Origin of the sequence: Streptomyces sp. NPDC020490 (assembly GCF_044335305.1) — a bacterium.
In the GTDB taxonomy this organism is placed as follows: domain Bacteria; phylum Actinomycetota; class Actinomycetes; order Streptomycetales; family Streptomycetaceae; genus Streptomyces.
The window spans coordinates 52230-70421 of record NZ_JBIRUY010000031.1 but is presented as its reverse complement, the minus strand read 5'-3'; the positions used below and the strand labels follow the sequence as shown (position 1 = coordinate 70421).

Annotated in this window: 17 protein-coding genes and 1 riboswitch; of the genes, 6 read left to right on the top strand and 11 right to left on the bottom strand. The window is 73.1% G+C overall.

The window, feature by feature from the left end:
- Positions 1-153 precede the first annotated feature (153 nt).
- On the bottom strand, positions 154-654 hold the full coding sequence (locus tag ACH4ZX_RS28545; RefSeq protein ID WP_398278654.1) for a GNAT family N-acetyltransferase: 501 nt from the start codon (positions 652-654) through the stop codon (positions 154-156).
- Between the two features lie 271 nt (positions 655-925).
- Here ACH4ZX_RS28545 and ACH4ZX_RS28540 point away from each other — a divergent pair, with 271 nt between their 5' ends.
- Positions 926-1594, top strand: coding sequence for a TetR-like C-terminal domain-containing protein (locus ACH4ZX_RS28540; protein ID WP_398278651.1), 669 nt, complete (start codon positions 926-928; stop codon positions 1592-1594).
- On the opposite strand, the gene ACH4ZX_RS28535 is transcribed toward ACH4ZX_RS28540, so the two are convergent.
- From ACH4ZX_RS28535 to ACH4ZX_RS28520, 4 genes are all read right to left on the bottom strand, one after another.
- Positions 1575-2528: a hypothetical protein gene (locus ACH4ZX_RS28535; RefSeq protein WP_398278648.1), complete on the bottom strand. Its 954-nt coding sequence runs from the start codon at positions 2526-2528 to the stop codon at positions 1575-1577. The two genes, ACH4ZX_RS28540 and ACH4ZX_RS28535, sit on opposite strands and share 20 nt — an antisense overlap.
- Entirely contained in the window at positions 2525-4186 is a 1662-nt protein-coding gene (locus ACH4ZX_RS28530; protein WP_398278645.1) for a serine/threonine-protein kinase, read from the bottom strand. Before ACH4ZX_RS28530 ends, ACH4ZX_RS28535 begins: the two co-directional genes overlap by 4 nt.
- A gap of 201 nt (positions 4187-4387) precedes the next feature.
- The gene (locus ACH4ZX_RS28525; protein ID WP_398278642.1) at positions 4388-6334 is read right to left on the bottom strand and encodes a YncE family protein; all 1947 of its coding nucleotides are present in this window, start codon (positions 6332-6334) and stop codon (positions 4388-4390) included.
- 350 nt (positions 6335-6684) lie between these two features.
- Positions 6685-7074 (bottom strand): luciferase family protein, encoded by a 390-nt coding sequence (locus ACH4ZX_RS28520; protein WP_398278639.1) that lies wholly within the window; start codon positions 7072-7074, stop codon positions 6685-6687.
- 247 nt (positions 7075-7321) lie between these two features.
- Between ACH4ZX_RS28520 and ACH4ZX_RS28515 the strand changes: the two genes are divergently transcribed.
- On the top strand, positions 7322-7693 hold the full coding sequence (locus ACH4ZX_RS28515; protein WP_398278636.1) for a DUF6479 family protein: 372 nt from the start codon (positions 7322-7324) through the stop codon (positions 7691-7693).
- 13 nt (positions 7694-7706) lie between these two features.
- On the opposite strand, the gene ACH4ZX_RS28510 is transcribed toward ACH4ZX_RS28515, so the two are convergent.
- Positions 7707-8393 (bottom strand): DUF6445 family protein, encoded by a 687-nt coding sequence (locus tag ACH4ZX_RS28510; RefSeq protein ID WP_398278633.1) that lies wholly within the window; start codon positions 8391-8393, stop codon positions 7707-7709.
- Between the two features lie 374 nt (positions 8394-8767).
- Here ACH4ZX_RS28510 and ACH4ZX_RS28505 point away from each other — a divergent pair, with 374 nt between their 5' ends.
- Complete coding sequence (locus ACH4ZX_RS28505) at positions 8768-9499, top strand: DUF4142 domain-containing protein (protein ID WP_398278777.1); 732 nt, start codon at positions 8768-8770, stop codon at positions 9497-9499.
- Between the two features lie 126 nt (positions 9500-9625).
- Here the strand turns inward: ACH4ZX_RS28505 and ACH4ZX_RS28500 are convergent, their stop codons facing one another.
- Entirely contained in the window at positions 9626-11281 is a 1656-nt protein-coding gene (locus ACH4ZX_RS28500) for a glycoside hydrolase family 13 protein (RefSeq protein WP_398278631.1), read from the bottom strand.
- 299 nt (positions 11282-11580) lie between these two features.
- Positions 11581-11964, bottom strand: a complete 384-nt coding sequence (locus ACH4ZX_RS28495; protein ID WP_398278628.1) for an ArsR/SmtB family transcription factor — start codon at positions 11962-11964, stop codon at positions 11581-11583.
- An 80-nt stretch (positions 11965-12044) separates the two neighbouring features.
- Positions 12045-12234, top strand: a riboswitch (cobalamin riboswitch).
- A gap of 27 nt (positions 12235-12261) precedes the next feature.
- Between ACH4ZX_RS28495 and ACH4ZX_RS28490 the strand changes: the two genes are divergently transcribed.
- The gene (locus ACH4ZX_RS28490) at positions 12262-13302 is read left to right on the top strand and encodes a HoxN/HupN/NixA family nickel/cobalt transporter (protein WP_398278625.1); all 1041 of its coding nucleotides are present in this window, start codon (positions 12262-12264) and stop codon (positions 13300-13302) included.
- A gap of 19 nt (positions 13303-13321) precedes the next feature.
- On the opposite strand, the gene ACH4ZX_RS28485 is transcribed toward ACH4ZX_RS28490, so the two are convergent.
- Complete coding sequence (locus tag ACH4ZX_RS28485) at positions 13322-14299, bottom strand: nucleoside hydrolase (RefSeq protein ID WP_398278622.1); 978 nt, start codon at positions 14297-14299, stop codon at positions 13322-13324.
- Positions 14300-14753: 454 nt separating this feature from the next.
- Here ACH4ZX_RS28485 and ACH4ZX_RS28480 point away from each other — a divergent pair, with 454 nt between their 5' ends.
- Entirely contained in the window at positions 14754-15527 is a 774-nt protein-coding gene (locus ACH4ZX_RS28480; RefSeq protein WP_398278619.1) for a hypothetical protein, read from the top strand.
- 87 nt (positions 15528-15614) lie between these two features.
- Here the strand turns inward: ACH4ZX_RS28480 and ACH4ZX_RS28475 are convergent, their stop codons facing one another.
- Together ACH4ZX_RS28475 and ACH4ZX_RS28470 are read right to left on the bottom strand one after the other, a co-directional pair.
- Positions 15615-16364: a GAF and ANTAR domain-containing protein gene (locus ACH4ZX_RS28475; protein WP_398278616.1), complete on the bottom strand. Its 750-nt coding sequence runs from the start codon at positions 16362-16364 to the stop codon at positions 15615-15617.
- Between the two features lie 199 nt (positions 16365-16563).
- Positions 16564-17907 carry a tetratricopeptide repeat protein gene (locus tag ACH4ZX_RS28470; RefSeq protein WP_398278613.1) on the bottom strand — a complete coding sequence of 448 codons (1344 nt, stop codon included), beginning with the start codon at positions 17905-17907 and terminating at the stop codon, positions 16564-16566.
- Between the two features lie 99 nt (positions 17908-18006).
- Here ACH4ZX_RS28470 and ACH4ZX_RS28465 point away from each other — a divergent pair, with 99 nt between their 5' ends.
- Positions 18007-18174 (top strand): hypothetical protein, encoded by a 168-nt coding sequence (locus ACH4ZX_RS28465; RefSeq protein ID WP_398278610.1) that lies wholly within the window; start codon positions 18007-18009, stop codon positions 18172-18174.
- Positions 18175-18192: the final 18 nt, after the last annotated feature.

Below are 18192 nucleotides of genomic sequence, written 5' to 3'. Positions count from 1 at the left end.
AATGAGCTGTCCGACCCCCTCGACCGACTTCCCGTGACCTGCGCCACACCGGCGCGGACACCGGCCCACCTGCCCGGACAGCGGCGCGGCGGCGCCGTCCCGCTCTTGTGCCACGTCCGCGGGTCAATACAGCCAGACGAGTGATTCCGAAGTTCAGGGCAACGTTTTCTGCAGGACAATGACGGGCTTGCCATGTTCGTTGGTTGCGCCTCGACGGATTTCTTGCCATCCCAGAGCCGTCCAGAACGCAAGAGAAGACGGCATGCTTTCGAAGACACACAGTCGTAGGTCTTCCTGACCTGCTGCGCGGAAGCGGTCCTCGATTGCGGTAGCCAGCTCACGGCCCAGTCCGCGTCTCTGCACCGCTCCGTGCACGATCAGCATCCCAATCCACGGGTGACCGTCCTTGGGGTGCTGATCCAGCAAGGAAATCAGCCCGATTACCGTGTTCTGCTCGTCCCGCGCGAGCAATACTTCGCAGCCATCGGTGCCGACCTCGTCTCGCAAATCGAATTCAACCTGATCAGGCCGGACATCTTCCGGGTCGTACTCGCCGGCGGCGCGGCAGTACTCCGGGTTGCTCGCGTAGAGCTCAACGACTGCGGTGATCTCCTGCGCAGAGAAGCGGAGCGGAGACAGGGAGAGCGTGGACATGCGAGCAAGGGTAGTCAGCCCTACTGGATGGGTGCTGAGCGCGAGGAGAGGGCATCCAAGATCAGGTTGTGACGACCGACCTGGACACCCTCCTCACCGCACTGTACGTGAAGATCGATGACGAGCTGGAAGGCCGGCGGTGTCTGGGAAGACCGCCACGGTTGACGGATTCCGAGCTGGTCTGCCTGGCGGTGGGCCAGGCGATGCTGGGGTTCAGCTCCGAGGCCGGGTGGCTGCGCTACGCGGATAAGAATCTGAGGCTGATGTTCCCGTGTCTGCCGAAGCAGCCGGGCTGGAACAAGGGCTGCGGGCCGCGTTGCCGCTGGTCGAGAAGGCGATACGCATGCTGGCCGTCGACACGGACTTCTGGTTCGACAACCACTGGATCGTAGAATCCGCTCCGGTAGAGTGCGGCCGCTCCCGGCCGACAGCGAAGCGTTCCGGGCGCGACGAACTGATCACCGAACTCGTCACGGACGCCTACCGCAGCCTCGCCGACGCCTTCCGCGCGGCCGCCGGGTCCGGCTCCGACTCCGGGGCCGGGCTGACCGCGCTCGCGCACGCCATGCGGGCGTGGGCGCTGGAGGACCCCCAGCGCTATCTGCTCGTCTACGGCACTCCGGTCCCCGGCTACCACGCGCCCGCCGACGTCACCGCGATCGCGTCCGAGATCATGGACGTCCTGCTCGACGCCTGCGCCGCGCAGCCCGCTCCGTCGCCCGCGCCCGTGACGCCGTTCGAGGCGTATCTCGACGGCCACCGGGACTGGGCGGGCGGCCACTCCGCGCCGCCCGCGGCCCTGCACCGGGCCCTGGCCTTCTGGACCCGGCTGCACGGCGTGCTGTCCCTCGAACTCGCCGGCCACTTCGCCGGCATGGGATTCGACCCCGAGCGGCTCTACGCAGCCGAGGTGGAGGCCCTCACCGGCAGTCGTACGTGAGGCTGGTCGCGACCGTGCGCGTGGTCGGGCTCAGGAGGTGCAGTTCGGCCCGTGCCGCGTAGCGGCCCTTGCCCTGGAAGCTCCACAGCAGGTGCAGCCGGGCCTGCCGCTGCCCTCGGGTGACCTTCTCCTGCAGAACGCCCGAGGCGGTGCCGTCGCTGCGGGTCCAGCGGTAGGAGAGGGTGCCCGGACGGCCGTTCGTGGTGACGACGCCGACGACGTCCGCGGTGGCGTCGCACCCGACCGTCGTCGGCCGGGACGCGACGTCCACCGTGCGCACCCCGACGGACGGGCCGAGCCGCTGCCAGGCGAGGAAGGCGAGGACGCACAGCAGCACCAGCGCGGGCAGGGCGTGTCGGCGCAGACGGTGGCCGCGGCGCGGGGGTGCGGGGGGCGGCGGCACCGCGGCCAGCGTCACGCTGGTGCGGTGCGCGACGGCCGCGGTCACCCCGGGACCGAAGCGCAGCACGGTGCCCTCCGTGCGGTCCGGTACGTCCGTCGACGCGGCGCCGTCCATGGGCGGCGCGACGACGGTGGCGTCCGCATCCGTGGGCGGCGCGACGACGGTGGCGTCCGCATCCGTAGGCGGCGCGACGACGGTGGCGTCCGCATCCGTAGGCGGCGCGACGACGGTGGCGTCCGCATCCGTAGGCGGCGCCACAACGGTCACGTCCACGTCCATGGGCGGCACGACAACGGTCACGCCCACGTCCATGGGCGGCGCGACAACAGTGGCGTCCATATCCGTAGGCGGCGCGACGAGCGTGACGTCGTCCGGCTCGGGGGCGAGCAGGGTGTCGTCCGGCTCGGGCCGCTGGATCCACTGGCTGGACAGCACGGTGGCGCTGTACTCGGGGTCGTCGGGGCCCAGTGCCCGGGTGGGCTCGCCGTCCCCGGCGGGCGTGGGAGCGCGGTCGCTGTCGGCGGCGGTCATCGGAGCTCGCATTGTCTGGTCAGCAGCTGCTGGGAGGCGCCGCCGTCGGCGGAGGACGGCGTGGTGGTGACCTGCACCGCCCAGTAGCAGCCGGAGTTCTGGAAGGTGTGGTCGACGGGGATCGTGTAGTGCGTGGCGCCGCTGCGCTTGAACGTCTGGGGCGCGCCGTCGGGGGCGCCGAGCGATCCGGGGACGTTGCCCGCGAACCACACGACGGTGATGGAGACCGGTCCCGTGCCGTCCGTGGCGACGTCGACGGTCGCCGTGGCGGTGGCCGGTCCGGTCTGCCGGAAGCCCGACACCGCGATGTCCTTGACCGCGGGGGAGACGGGTCCGGCCGAGGTGGGGGCCGCGGTGGTCGGCGTGGCCCCGGCGGTCGTCCCGCCGGGCGCCGTCGTCCCCCCGCCCGGATCCGCGGTCGCGGACGCGGTGGGCCCGTCGGTGGCGGTGGCGGTGGCGGTCGCGGTCGCCGCCGTGTCCGAGGGCGACGGTCCCGGCGACTCGCTGGACGTCGGGGACGCCGACGCGGAGGCCGACGCGCTCGCGGTGGCGGATCCCGTCGCCGTCACACCGGGCCCCGCGCTGGTGGTGGCCAGGGCCTTCGCCGCCTGCTGCGGGGCCGCTCCCGGCTGCGGCTGGAGGCCGTAGACCAGCACGGCGCCGAGCGCCAGGGCCGCGCCGGACACCAGCATCCCCGGCCGGCCGGGCAGCCACGACCGTGCCCCGCCCCGGGCCGTCTCACCGCCGAGCACCGTGCGGGCGGTGGCCTTGGTGGTGTGCGGGCGGACCCGGGCCGACGGCAGCAGCAGCGGCAGCAGGGCCACCAGCGCGGCGAGCCGGCCGCGGCCGCGCTCCTCCCAGTCGGGCCCGTAGGCGGCGCCGGCGGCCGACTCCAGCTCCGTGACGAACAGCTCGGCGTGGGTGGGCCGTTCCTCCGGGTCCTTGGCCAGTCCGCGCCGCACCAGGTCCCGTACCGGCTCGGGGACCTCGTCGGCGGGGACCGGCGCGTCGACGTGCTGCAGCGCGAGTTCGGCGAGGTTGCCGGCGCTGTAGGGCTTGCGGCCGGTCAGGCACTCGAAGAACGTGGCGGTGGCCGCGTACACGTCGGCGGCCGGGGAGGCGGGCGCGCCGGTCCACTGTTCCGGCGCCATGTAGGAGGGGGTGCCGGCCGCGCCGGCGCTGGTGCCGGCGTCCGCGGCGATCCCGAAGTCGACGAGCTTGGAGGTGCCGTCCGGCGCGACCAGCACGTTATCGGGCTTGTAGTCGCGGTGGACGACGCCGAGGCGGTGCGCGTCGGCCAGGCCGAGCAGCGACCCCTTGAGGATCAGCAGCGCGGCCTCGGGTTCGAGCGGGCCGTTCCGCTTCAGCAGGGAGCGCAGCGAGACGCCGTCCACCAGCTCCATCACGATGGCCGCGCCGTCCGGGCTCTCGACGTACTCGTACAGGCCGGTGACGTGCGGGCTCTCCAGCCCGGCGAGCAGCCGCGCCTCCGCCCGGAAGTCGTGCACGAAGCCCGGCCGGGTGCGCAGCGAGTCACTGAGGTACTTCACCGCGACCGGGATGCCGGTCTCCTCGTGCACGGCCAGCACGACCCGCCCGCTCGCCCCCGCCCCGAGTTCCAGCGACTCGGTGTATCCGGGCACCGCCCATGTACTCATTCCGACCCCCCGAAGCCGTCGCGCCTGTCCCGCGGCGGCACGCATGCAGAGACACGTTTTCGGCCACCGCGGTTGCAGTGTGACAGGAAGACGGGCAGCCGGGAAACGCCCGTGACGGCGGCCCCGTCCGGCATGCGGAAGGGCTCCCGCCCCGCACGGTGTCCGTGCGGGGCGGGAGCCCCGACAGGGTTTCCGGACCGGCTAGTTGGAGAAGTACAGGTACTTCCAGGAGCTGTACGTGGTGGAGTTGACGCTGTCGCCGGAGGAGCCGTTGATGTAGGCCGAGCGCATGCGCGCCTTGATGCCGGACTCGCCGGGGGCGCCCAGGGAGACGGCCGACTTGCCGTTGCTGCCGATCGGGAAGTACTCGGAGTCGGCGGAGTACCACGTGCCGTTGTAGTAGACCTGCAGGTCGAAGCGCTGCTGGCGGCCCGGGTAGTACGTCATGGTCGTGGTGAGCAGCGGGTCGGTGCTCTTGTGGAACCAGTAGTACGTGTGCGTGCCGATCTTGGCCGTCTTGTAGTGCTTGGAGACGGCGACGGAGACCTTCACCTTGGCGTACGCCGTCGACTTCACCGTCTTGGGCGCGTAGCGGGCGTCGCCCTTGAAGACCGCGGTGACGAGCGTGTCGCGGGTCATGTCCACGGTCGCGGTGATGTTGCCGCTGGAGTTGACCGTGCCGGACTTGATCAGCTTCTTGGGCTTGTCGCCGCCGAAGGGGTCGGCCCAGATCTCGACCGTACGGTTCTTGTACGTGGTGCCGAGGTGCGCGGTGAACTTGACGTCGGTGCCGTACGAGTACAGCTTGCCGTTGTTGTTCAGGGTCAGCGTGGTCGCGTTGCGGGAGACGGAGACCTTGTCGCTGGCGCTGACCGCGGTGTGCTGGGCGTCGCCCGCGTACCTGACCTTGTAGGTGACCGTGCCGCCGGCCGGCGGGGTGTCGGAGAAGGAGTAGGTGCCGTCCGCCTTCACCGTGACGGAGGGCAGCGCCTTGCCGTTCGGGGACTCCAGGTCGGTGCGGGTCACCTCGAGCTTCACGCCGCTGGGCAGCGGTACCGTCGCCGAGATCTTGCCGGTCACCGTGAGCTTGGTGGCGCGCTTGGCGGTCGACGGGGCGTTGACCGTGAGGGTGGGGACGTTCTTCGTCGGGTCGGTGAGCGCCTTGACGGTGTAGCCGCCGCCCGAGGTGCCGACCAGGGCGAAGACGCGGGAGGCGTCCGGGGCCCAGGCCAGGTCGGCGGTGCCGTACGAACCGACCGAGTAGGTGCGGATCGGCTTGGCGGCGTTGGGCTTGTAGGTCGCGATCTGCGTGCCGTTGATCTGCGCGACCGTGCCGTCGGGGGCGATGTCGGCCCTCTGGCCGGCCGGGTAGGCGCCGGCCTGGGTGAACTTGCCGTCCTGGTAGGCGTCCCGCAAGGTGCCGTTGACCAGCACCTGGGGGGCGCCGGGCACCATGTCGATGTCGCCGATGCCGCTGTTGAGGGTGTAGTCGCTGCTGTAGTAGGCGACCTTCTGCGCGGTGCCGGAGGAGACGTCCAGGATGGCCATCGAGCCGGTGGAATCGCCGGTCTCGCCGACGGCGAGCAGGCCGGGCGTGGACGGGTCGGTGTCGAGCAGGCCCGGGTTCCAGATCGACACGCCGTCCGGCGCCTGCCCGAGGGTGACCGGGTCGGGGTCGGACCCCGGGGCCGCCGCCGGGTCCACCGAGCCGAGGTCGCCGTCCCACTGGTCGCCGTAGGTGAACCAGACCTTGCCGCCGCTGAAGGCGACGTACCGCGGGCCCTTCAGCGTGGCGACCGGGTAGCGGGCCTTCTCGTCGAGGGTGGCGGCGTCGAGGGCCACGATCTCGTGGGTGCCCTCGGCGGCCGCGTAGAGGGTGGCGCCGTCGTCGGACAGCGCGAGGTCGGTCACGCCGCTGATGCCGTCGGCCGAGTCCACGAGGGTGCCGGAGTAGTCGGTGGCCTTGACGGTGCCGGTGGAGCGGTCGCCGACGAAGACCCGCTTCAGGGCGCCGTCCGCGACGATGCCACCGGGCGTGGTGACGTTGGCGGTGGCGGCCGAGGCGGTGCCGGCCGCGGCGACGCTCAGCGCCGCCGAGCTGAAGAGAACCGCGAGCGCCGTCGCGGTCGAGATGCTGCGCGTGCGCACAGTGCTGTTACCCCCACGAGAAAACCCGGCGCGTGACCGGGAAGATGAGTGCGCCGCGCAGCACCCGAACATGACCGCTCGACGGCGGTGACGCGCGGGGCGCGGCTGCGAATGGCAGCCTATGTCATGCCTGTGACACTTGGGAAAGGTGTTTCCGGTACGGGCAGTTCGGGGGTTCGGGGAGGTCCACCGGCCGCGGCCGGCCACCCGCGCAGGCCGTCCCCCCGTCCCCGCGTCAACCGCCCGCGCGACTCGCGCCACCCGCGCAGGCCCCCGCGTCAGCCCGCGTCAGCCACGCAGGCCCCCGCGTCAGCCCGCGTCAGCCACGCAGGCCCCCGCGTCAGCCCGCGTCAGCCGCCCGCGTCGCGCGGAAGCACCGTCACGCGGTGGAAGTTGCACGAGGCCGCCGACGCGTCGCCGCGCACGGGCCGGATCTGATGCGCCTTGAGGGCGACGCTCACCAGGCCGAGCAGCAGGTCGACATCGGTGCCGCAGTCGAGGTGGACGGTGACCCAGCGCGAGCCGGGCACCAGGTGGATCGCGCTGGACCCGGCGAAGTCGTAGTGGAGCCGCTGGATCGCCGGTGCGGTGAGGTGGAGGTCCACGTCGCGGTCCGAGTGGAAGTGGACGATCTCGTCACGGGCCGAGCGCAGCGCCCGGCCGGTTCCGCAACTGGTCGGGCACGGGCTGAGGTCGGGCCATGTCTCCAACTGCTGCATGGCTCTGAGGACCGGCGTCATGAGCCCATGGTGCGCCGATCACCGTGCGGCCACCAGGGATTGAGCGATCCGTAACCGACGGAGAATCCGCCCGCGTTCGCCGGGATCGGAACGAACGGGGCGAATCACCCGCAGGCGGACGACCGCGACCGCCCGGCATCACAGGCATCGTCGAACCCATGTTCGCCATCCATCTCGCCGACCCGGATTATTCATCCGATATGCTCTACAAGCTGCCTTTTTCGGTCATTCAGGTGATAATTGGCTCATGAACACAGTGAGCTTTGTCCTGGCTGCGGCCTCGGCGGGCGACGTGGTCAACTTGATCCTCGCCTTCCTCGGCGGCATCGTCGTCGCCGGCGCGCTGATCTGGGCGGTGCAGCTCGGCATGCGGGTCCGGGACCGCGAGCTGCCCCATCCCAGCCCGGAGGACCAGCCCCATCTCCCGCCCGGCGGCGCGGTCCGCGAGGCGCGCGAGGTGCGGGAGCCGGACGAGGTCCCGCGCGGGAAGCACGGCGAACGTCTCATGCCCTACGAACTGCACGCCGCGTCGACCAGAACGGGGAAGGACCAGCACCGCCGGCGCTGGCTGCCCGGTTCCAGCGGGTCCTTCGGCAGCGGCGGCATCGGCCACGTGTGAGCGCGGCCGGCTCTCAGGCCATCCAGAAGAAGACCGCCGTCATCCTCTTGTCAGCCGGTGTGCTGCCGCAGTAACCGGTCGCGCTGTGCACCAGGTTGGCGTTGTAGAGCAGCAGCCGGTTGCCGCGGTGCGGGACGCGGACGTCCTCCTCGAAGGCGTCCGGCGCGACGAACCGCGTCCCGAGCGCCTCGACGAGGTTGTTGTGCGGCGCCTGCACCACGTTGCCGCCGAGCCGGCCGCCCGGCAGGGACTGGCGGTAGAAGCTGGTCCCGCAGTCCGCGGGCACCGCGGGATTGAGGTAGAGCACGGCCGCGTACCGGCACAGCGCGCGTGAGTCGGTGTGCGGGCGCGGCTCGCTCTCGCCCGCGCCGACGACCTGGACGCAGTTGTGGTTGAGGGTGCCGCCGCCGGGCGCCCGCTGCACCCACAGCCGGTCCGCCCCGGTCGCCTTCCTCACCAGCCGCTCCACGCGGGCCAGTTCGCCGGGTTCCAGTCCCGGCATGGCGCGCAGGCCCGGCCAGGTCTCCGCCGTGTACGGATACCCCTGGACCCAGTCGTCCCTGGCGAGACAGCGCTCCCGCACGGCGTCCGCGTCGGGCAGGACGTCGTCCAGCACCCAGTAGTCGCGGCCCTTGGTGGGCTTGCGGTACGGGAGCACGGGCAGCGCCGCGGGCGTCCTGGCGGGGGGCTGGGGGGACATGCCTGCGGGCGTCCTGGCGGGGGGCTGGGGGGACATGCCTGCGGGCATCCTGGGGGGCTGGGGGGACATGCCTGCGGGCATCCTGGGGGGCTGGGGGGACATGCGGCCGAATGTAGGCGCGGGGCGCGTCTCGACTCTCCCGCGAACGGGTCAACTCTCCTGCACGACGGTCAACATCCCGTCAACCCGCCGCGGCGGCCCCGGCGACGCGGCGAGACCTGGCTCACACCCCGCACTTTTTACCAAATCAAAAGGTTCTGCGGCTGATCCCGTCCGTACTCCCCTGCGTCCGACCCCCGCCGTCCCTTGGCGGGACCCCCGACCGGGCAGGAGGCACGGTGCGCTTTTCGCGGAACGCGATGGGAACCCTCTTCGTGGGCGGTGCGCTCAGCATCACCCTCGTCGCGCTCGCCTATCCGTCGATGCTCGGGGTCAGCAAGGTGAGCAGTTCGCCGGACCGGGTCATCGCGCAGACCCAGTGGGGGCCGCTGACGGAAGGGGACCGGGACTTCGTGGTCAAGGTGCGGGCGGCCGGGCTGTGGGAGTACCCGGTCGGCCAGATGGGCCTGAAGAAGGGGCAGAGCAAGGCGGTCATCACCGCCAGCAAGCACCTGATCGACGGCCACGCGGCGCTGGACGCCAGCTGCCGCAAGATCGGCCCGATGCTCAACATCGCGATACCCAACCAGCCGAGTCCGCAGCAGCAGGGGTTCATCAACACCCTCAACGCCGACAGCGGCGCGCAGTTCGACAAGGACTTCGCCAACATCCTGCGCATCACGCACGGCTCGATCTTCAACACGATCGCGAAGATCCGCTCGACGACCAAGAACACCCTGGTGCGCACGCTCGCCGACCAGGCCAACGACACGGTCCTGGACCACATCACGGTGATGGAGCAGACCGGTCTGGTCGACTTCGACCAGGCCCTCTTCCAGCAGACGACCCCTCCGAAGCTGCCCTCCTCGGACCTGACCCCGCCGCCTCCGGCCGCGGGCCAGCCCGAGGTGGTCCTCACCCCGCCGGTGGACAGCACGACCCAGCCGCCGGCCCTGCCCGGCGAGTCGTCGGGCCAGGCCACCGCCCCGAGCCCGACGGTGCGGTGACGACCGGGCGCGCCGGCGAGTACCGGTGAGTGAGTACCGGGCGCGTCCGGTGCCGTGACGACCGCGCGTCCGGTGCCGTGACGACCGGGCGTCCGGTGCCGTGAGCACCGCGCGCGCCCGGTGCGGTCAGGCGAGCCAGACGGTGGTGTCCGGGTCCAGCCGGCCGTCCTCGACCGGCGCGCTGCTCAGCAGCACCTCCCCGGGCGGCAGCCGGACGGCGGTCGCGGAGAGGTTGGTCACGCACCGCCAGCCGTCGCAGCGGGTGAAGTGCAGGATTCCGTCGGGGGCGTCCTGCGCCCAGGTCAGCGACTCGCCCTCGATCAGCTTGCGGCGCAGCCGCAGCGCCCTGCGGTACAGCTCCAGGGTGGAGCCCTCGGCTCCGTCCTGCGCCTCGACGGAGTACGCCGCGAATCCCGGCGGCTGCGGCAGCCAGGCCGGGCCCGGCCCGAAGCCGTACGACGGCCCCGTCGTCGTCCACGGCAAGGGCACCCGGCAGCCGTCGCGGCCCTTGCGGACGTGGCCCGTCTGCTCCCAGATCGGGTCCTGGAGCACCTCGGCGGGCAGGTCGGCGACCTCGGGCAGGCCGAGCTCCTCCCCCTGGTAGAGGTACGCCGATCCGGGCAGCGCCAGCATCAGCAGGGTCGCCGCCCGGGCCCGGCGCAGCCCGGCCGCCCCGTCCACCGCGGGGGCGTGCCCGCCGGACAGCAGCCAGGCGTTCTCGTCCGTGCCCGGCGGCAGCATCAGCCGTGAGGCGTGGCGTACGACGTCGTGGTTGGACAGCACCCAGGTCGCGGAGGCGCCCACCGTGCCGGCCGTCCGCAGCGAGGAGGCGATCACCCGGCGCAGCTCCTCGGCGTCCCAATGGGTCTGCAGATACTCGAAGTTGAACGCCTGGCCCAGTTCGTCGGGGCGGGCGTACAGCGCGCGCCGGGCGTCCGGCACCCAGGCCTCGGCGACGGCGGCGCGGGGCGGGCGGTAGGCGTCCAGGACCGTGCGCCAGTCGCGGTAGATCTCGTGCACCTCGTCGCGGTCCCAGTAGGGGTGACTGCCCGGCGCCGTGCGCAGCAGGGCCTCCTCCGCGACCCGGGGCAGGTCGCCGAGGTCGCGCAGCGGTTCGCTCAGGTCCTTGGCCAGGGCGTGCGCCACGTCGACGCGGAAGCCGTCGACGCCGCGGTCGGACCAGAAGCGCAGGGTGGTGCGGAAGTCCTCGCGCACCTCCTCGTGGGACCAGTTCAGGTCCGGCTGCTCGGGCGCGAACAGGTGCAGGTACCACTGCCCGTCCGGCACCCGCTGCCACGCGCTGCCGCCGAAGACGGACTGCCAGTCGGAGGGCGGGAGTTCGCCGTGCGCGCCGCGGCCGTCGCGGAAGACGTAGCGGTCCCGGGCGGGCGAGCCGGGGCCGGCGGCGAGGGCCTCCTGGAACCAGCGGTGCCGGTGGGAGGTGTGGTTGGGGACCAGGTCGACGAGCACCTTCAGGCCGAGCCGGTGGGCCTCGGCGACCATGGCGCCGAAGTCGTCCAGCGTGCCGAGGCGCGGGTCGACGTCCCGGTGGTCGACGACGTCGTAGCCGCCGTCGGCGAGTTCGGAGGGGTAGAAGGGGCTGAGCCACAGGGCGTCGACGCCGAGGGCGGCGAGGTGGGCCAGGCGCTGGGTGATCCCGTCGAGGTCACCGAGCCCGTCGCCGTCGGCGTCGGCGAAGCTGCGGGGGTAGACCTGGTAGACGACGGCCTGCCGCCACCAGTCGGGGTCCTTGGACGAGAGGTCGGGCGCGGGGTGGTTCACGTGCTCCCCTTCGGACGGGCCGGAGAAAAGACGACAGACACAACTCTGTCCGGGCAGCCCGCCTGGTGAACCCGGAACGCCCCGGTAACCTCCGGCTCCGGGGGTTCGTCGGCTCGTCCGGCCCCTCGTCCGCCGCGTCGTGCGCGGCGCGTCCACCGCGCGTCCGGCCCGTTGCGCGCCGCGCTTCCGCCCCGCGCGCAAGCCCCGTCGTACGCCGCGCGCGTCCGCGTCTCGGGGTGCGGCCGTGCGCCCCGCGCGCGTCCGGTCGGCCGCCGTCCAAGCCGCCGGTCAGCCGCCGTTCAGCCGCCGTTCAAGCCGCCGTCCCAGCCGCCGTCCGCCCCGCAGTGGGCGAGCAGTGCCTGTACGTCCGTGTCGACGACCCGGTAGCGCACGACGCGGCCCTCCTTCTCGCCGGCCACCACGCCGGCGGCCCGCAGCAGCCGCAGCGCCTGGGACACGGCGGGGTCGTTCATGCCGGTCGCGATCGCCAGGTCGGACACGGCGAGGGGGCCGGTGCGGTGCAGGGCGAGGAGCAGCGCGAGCCGTTTCGGGTCCGCGAGCAGGGAGAAGCGGTCGGCCCAGGCGCGGACGCGGCCCGCGTCGCCGATGGCGGCGATCGCGTCGCACACCCGGTGGCCGTCGATGGCGCGGCGGTCCGCGCGGTCGGCCGGGACGAGATGCATGGAACCATCCTCGCAGGCGTCCCTCTGTGATCTTCGATACCTGCGCATGTGTGCAGCTATGCAGGGGAGGGGCCCGGCCCCTACGGTGGGCGGGCCGTGGTGTTCGGGAAGCCGGTGCGATGCCGGAGCGGCCCTCGCCACTGTGATCAGGGAGTTGCCGGTCCACGTCCTTCACGGGACAGCCACTGGCCGCCGCGAGGCGGCCGGGAAGGCGGGCCGGGAACGCACGACCTGAAAGCCAGGAGACCGGCCACGGCAGCTCACGAAGTGATCCACGAGGTGCTGGAGCGTGACCGTATGACCGACCCTGCCCACAACTCTGCCTCCTTCCGCTGGCGGCGCGAGGACACGGTGAAGACGGCCGGCCTGCTGGCCGTCATCGCCGCCCTGCACGTCGTCGCGTTCGGCATCCTGTTCCTGTTCGTCGTCCCCGGCCACTACGAGGTCGGCTCCCGGGCCTTCGGCATCGGGCTCGGCATCACCGCCTACACCCTCGGGGCGCGGCACGCCTTCGACGCCGACCACATCGCGGCGATCGACAACACCACCCGCAAACTGATGGCCGACGGCAAGCGGCCGGTGTCGGTGGGGTTCTGGTTCGCGCTCGGACACTCCAGCGTGGTGATCGTGCTGGCGGCGATGACCGCGGGCGGCACGCAGCTCGCCGACCGGGTGACCAACAGCGACTCGTCCGTCCACCAGGTCCTCGGCTTCATGGGGACGACGGTCGCCGGCACGTTCCTGTATCTCATCGCCGCGCTCAACCTGGTGGCCCTGGTGGGCATCCTGAGGGTCTTCCGGGCGATGCGGGCGGGCACGTACGACGAGCGGGAGCTCGAACGGCACCTGGAGTCACGGGGGTTCGTGAACCGCTTCCTCGGCCGCCTCACCCGGTCGGTCTCCCGCCCCGGCCAGATGTACGCGGTCGGCTTCCTGTTCGGGCTCGGCTTCGAGACGGCCACCGAGGTGGTGCTGCTGGCGATGGCCGGTTCGGGCGCGGCGGCCGGCCTGCCGTGGTACGCGGTGCTGTGCCTGCCGCTGCTGTTCACCGCGGGGATGTGCCTGTTCGACACGCTCGACGGCACGTTCATGAACTTCGCCTACCAGTGGGCCTTCTCCAACCCCGTGCGCAAGGTCTACTACAACGTCACCATCACCGGCCTGTCCATCGCCGTCGCCTTCGTCATCGGCACGATGCAGCTGGCCGGTCTCGACGTCGGCGACATCGGCTACGTCATCGTCGGCCTGTTCGTGGTCGTCTGGGCGGTGGCCGTGACGTACTGGCGCCTGGCCAAGGTGGAGCAACGCTGGGCGGCCCGGCCGGCGAAGGCGGACTGAGCGCGGCCGGAAGGGCGGGTCAGGAGCGGCTGGTCCCCCGTTCCACCGTCGACAGGTACAGGCGGACGAAACGGGGGACATCGACGTCCAGGGCCACGTCCACCAGCGGCCGGCCGCGGCCGCCCTCGTGGATCTCGGACTCGCCGGGGCGGGCGCGCCGGTCGACGACGGTCTGGCCGCGGGTCGGCCCGGGGGCGAGGGAGACCTCGACGGGCAGGAGCGCGGTGGTGATGCCGGCCGGGTCGGCGACCGAGCAGACGGCGCCCGCGTCGCCGAGGCCGCCGGCCGGATCGTCGCCGTCGGGGTCGGGCGCGGAGGGGCGGTGGGCGAGCAGTTCGCCGGCCAGGCGGGCGCCCGGTTCCGTGCTCGCCCGCAGGCGCCGTACCTCTGCGGCCGGCACGACGACCCGCTGGAACACGTCGAGGCCGTACATGGTGATCGGCACGCCCGCGGTGAGCAGGATCGCGGCCGCCTCCGGGTCGTGCCAGACGTTGAACTCGGCGACCGGCGTGGCGTTGCCGGCCGCCACCGCGCCGCCCATGAAGACGATCCGCTCGATGTTGCGGGTCACCTCGGGGTGGGTGCGCAGCAGCAGGGCGATGTTGGTCAGGGGCGCGGTGGGGATCAGGGTCACCGGGCGCGGCGAGCCGAGGATCTCCCGGCGCAGCAGGGTCACCGCGTCCAGGCCGGACGGGGTGCGGGCGGGCGTGGGCAGGCCGAGGTCGCCCATGCCGTCGTCGCCGTGCACGTGCCGCGCCGACCGGACGGGCTCGATCAGCGGGCGTTCGGCGCCCCGGCCGACGGGGATGTCGGGGGCGCCCGCCTGCTCCAGCACGGTCAGCGTGTTGCGGACGACGCCGTCCACGTCCGTGTTCCCGGCGACGCAGGTGACCGCCCGCAGGTCGAGCCCGGGATGGCGGACGGCGAACAGCAGGGCCAGGGCGTCGTCGACACCGGTGTCGCAGTCGATGATCACCGGGATGGGCTGACCGGTCACGGCAGGCTCCTCTCTCCTCGGACAGTGCACCTTACGCAGCCGCCGCGGGCTGGTCGCCGCGGGCTGGTCGCCGCGGGCTGGTCGCCGGGCACCGGGCCACTGGCGACTGGCGACTGGCGACTGGCGACGGCCAACCCACGACGCGCGGCGAATTCTCGGCGGCGGCCGACAGACGGCGGCCAACCGACGACCGGCGACCGACGACCGACGACGGGCGACCGGCGACCGGCGACCGACGACCGACGACCGACGACGGGCGACCGGCGACCGGTCACGGCCAACCGGCCACAGCCAACCCGCGACGGCCAACCCGCGGCGCGCGGTGGGGGCTCGGCCGCCGCCGGGTGGGGCGGTGCCGTAACCCGGACGGCCCGGCGCACTGGTGGGGGGCGGGAGGCGGTGGTCCCGTGGGAGACGTACCGATCTTGGAAGCTGCCCGGCTCAGGAGGCCCCGATGACCCGCACCCCGGCCCGCGTCCTCGTCGTCTCCGCGCTCTGCGCGGGCGTCCTGCCGGCTGCGGCGGCCTGCACGGCCGGCCCGGCGGCGTCGCGGCAGCACACGCCCGCCGCCTCCCGCGCCGCCACGTCCTCCCCGGCCGACGCCCTCTCCTCGCGCCCCCTCACCCGGGACCAGGCGCAGGCCGCCCTGCTCACCCCGGCCGACCTCGGCCCGTCCTGGACCCCCACCCAGGGAGCCGCGACCTGGCGGGACGGCCTGCTGAAGGCCACCGCCAAGGCGCCGGACTGCCGGCGGCTCCTCGACGCCCTGTACACCGACGACCTGTTCGGCGCCGGTGCGCGCGTCGTCGCCGAGACCGGTCTCGACGACGCCGTGGACGGATCCCAGCTGCGCCAGCAGGTCCGCGCCCTCGCGCCCTCGGCCGTCGACCGGAAGCTGGCCTGGCTGCGGACGCTGCCGCGCGAGTGCGCCGGGTTCACGGCGGCCACCGCCCAGGGCTACATGCAGGACGTCAAGGTCGTCGAGGCCGTCCTGCCGGAGGCCGGGGACGCCCGCCAGGGCCTGCGGGTCACACTGAGCGGCCAGACCGACTACGGCGAGCGGAGCGTGCTCACGCTGGACGTCGCCGTCGTCCGGACCGGCGCGGACACCGTCGTCCTCACCGACGGCGGCTTGGGCGCCGTCTCCCCCGACACGACCCGCACGGCCGTCGAGACGGCGGTGCGGCGTCTGACGGACGTACGCAAGCAGGGCCGGGCGGAGATCTAGGCCGGGGCCGGGCCGTGGGCGGCCCCGGACGGGGCGAGCGGGCGACGCCCGCGCCGGACCGGTCTGGCGGGCGCCCGCGTTCCCGCCTCACTCGTGGTCGAAGCGCAGGTGGTGTTCCACCACGTCGCGGGCCACGTCGACGACGGTGCGGTCGCGGGCGAAGGCATGGCCGCGCAGCCGGGCCAGGGCCTCCTCCGCGGAGACGCCGAGCTGCGCCATGACCATGCCGGTGGCCTGGTAGATCTCGTCCTGCTCACGGGCCAGGCCGGCCGGCCAGCGCACCTCGTCCCGGCCGTCGTCGTCCCCCCACGGCATGATCAGCAGGGCCACCGTCACGACCCTGGCCATGAGCCGCGCGGTGTGCAGGTCGCGGTCGCTGAGCCGGCCGGGGGTGTCGCGGTAGAGGTCGAGCGTGCCCACGCACACCGTCTCGTTGCCCAGCGGCATCGAGTACATCGCCCGGATCCCGGCGGCCGTGGCCTTCTGGGCGAAGACCGGCCAGCGCCGGGCGTCCGCGCCGGTCGCCAGGTCACAGGCGAGCACGGCCTCGCCGGCCTCCAGGGCGGCGTGACCCGGCCCCTCGCCCAGCGTGGCCTCGACGTCCTCCAGGTAGGCGGCCTGTGCGTCGCTGGCGCCCAGCCGCACCGGCAGGCCGTCGGTGTGCAGCGTCACGCCGGCGCCCGTCACCGGCAGCAGGCTGACCGCGACGTTGCACAGGCGGGCCGGGATCTCCCCGGGGCCGGTGTCGCGCAGCCACTCGGCGATCGCCTCGACGCCGGGTGCCCTGTCCCGTCCGGCGTCACCGGGGCTGTCTGGAGGCTCGGACCTGGGCCCCACTGCCACCGCCTCCTTCACTCGCAGGAGGGCCTTCGTCGTCCGGGAGTTCCGGTACGGGGCGCTGCCGCCCGTGGCCCGGACGCCGCCCGACTACCCGTGGCCCCAGGCCCGAAACGCCTGTTCCGACCGCGCCGGCCCCCGCATCTCGTACGGATGCGATACGGATGCGATGCCGATGGGATACGGGATGCGCCGCGGGTCACACAGGAGGCTGTGCCGGGGCGGGCCCGAGGGTGGTGGTGCCGGGCGCCCTACGGTGTCCGAGCCCCGTCCGGTACGCGTCCAGCGCCGCCTCCACCCGGCCGGTGCGGCGCAGCAGGTCGCCTAGCAGCCGGCACAGGTCGGCCAGGTCGCCGGCGGCGCCCGCCCGCTCCAGCAGGCTCAGGGCGCGCACGTAGTGCTCCTCGGCGGCCTCCGTGTCCCGGGCGTCCTCGGCGATGATGCCGAGCAGGCGGTGGGCGGCGGCGGAGTGCAGGGCGCCGCGGTCGGGACTCAGGTCGCTGAGGACGTGGTGCAGCAGTTCGGCCGCCTCCTCGGACTTCCCGCGCCGGTGCAGCACGTCGGCGAGCTCGACGGCGGCCTGGCTGCCGTAGAGGGCGGCGCGCCCGGCCGCGAACATGGCCAGGGCCTGCCGCAACTCCTCCTCGGCGCGCTCGAGTTCGCCGTTCTGCGCGTACACGTAGCCGCGCATCCAGTGGCAGTTGGCGAGTTCGGTCCGCAGGTGCAGCGTCCGGTACAGCTCGGCGGCCTTGGCGAGGGAGGCGTCGGCCTCGGCGACACGGCCCTCGGCGAGCAGGGTGCGGGCGACCGACCGGTGCATGCGGGCGACGAGCGCGGGGTCGCCGGCCTGCGGGGCGAGCGCGAGCGCGAACTCGGCGGCCTTGGCGGCCCGGACGTGCGCGCCCATGTCCATGTACGGACCGATGATGCCGGCGTACAGCAGCAACAGCGCGTCGGGGTCGTGCAGTCCGCCCCGGTTCAGCTCGTCGAGGGTGGACTCGAGGAGGTAGACGGCGTAACGGAGTTCTCCGGCGAGGTAGTGGGAGACGGCGCGTCCGCGCAGCGCGGGCACCCGGGCGGGCAGCGGCGCGTCGGCGAGCACGTGCTCGCAGCGCTCGAAGTGGTGGCGGGCGGCGGCCAGTTCGCCGGTGTCCAGGGCGCACTCGCCGAGTCCGAGCAGGGCGGCGGCCTGCGCGTCGACGAGGTCGTGCTCCTCGGCCTCGGCGAGCAGCACGGTGTACTGCTCGGCCGCCCGCGCGGCCTCCCCGGTGGCGAGCGCGCGCTGCGCCTCGGTGAGCCGGAGGCGCAGGTCGGTGGCGAGGCGGGCCGGACGCCCGGTGACCAGTTCCTGGTACGCCACCCCGAGCCGCTCGGCGATGTGCCGCAGCGCCGCCTCGGAGGCCCGCACCCGCCCGGCCTCCAGGGTGGAGATGTAGGCGGGCGTGTAGACGGGCTCGGCGAGCTGCTTCTGCGTCATCCCGCGCTCCGCCCGCAACCGCTGCACCCGACGCCCGACGGTCTCCGGATCGTCCCGCTCCTGCATCGCCAACTCCCCCTACGGCTCTTGCCGTTGCCCCTCACCCGCCCCTAGGTTAAACCGGGGATTAAACGCGTTTAACCCGATGCCGTTGAGGAGGTTGCCGTGCTCCGACACATCTCCGAGCGTCATGCCAGAGGGTTCGGCGCAGCCGTCATCGCGGTGGTCGCCCTGCTGCTGGCCGCCAACGCCGGCCCGGCCAAGGCGGCGGACCTGCGGCCGACCGCCGACCGGGCGGCCGCGACCGTCCTGCACCTTCCCCAGGGCGCCTGACGGGCGCCCACTCCGGCC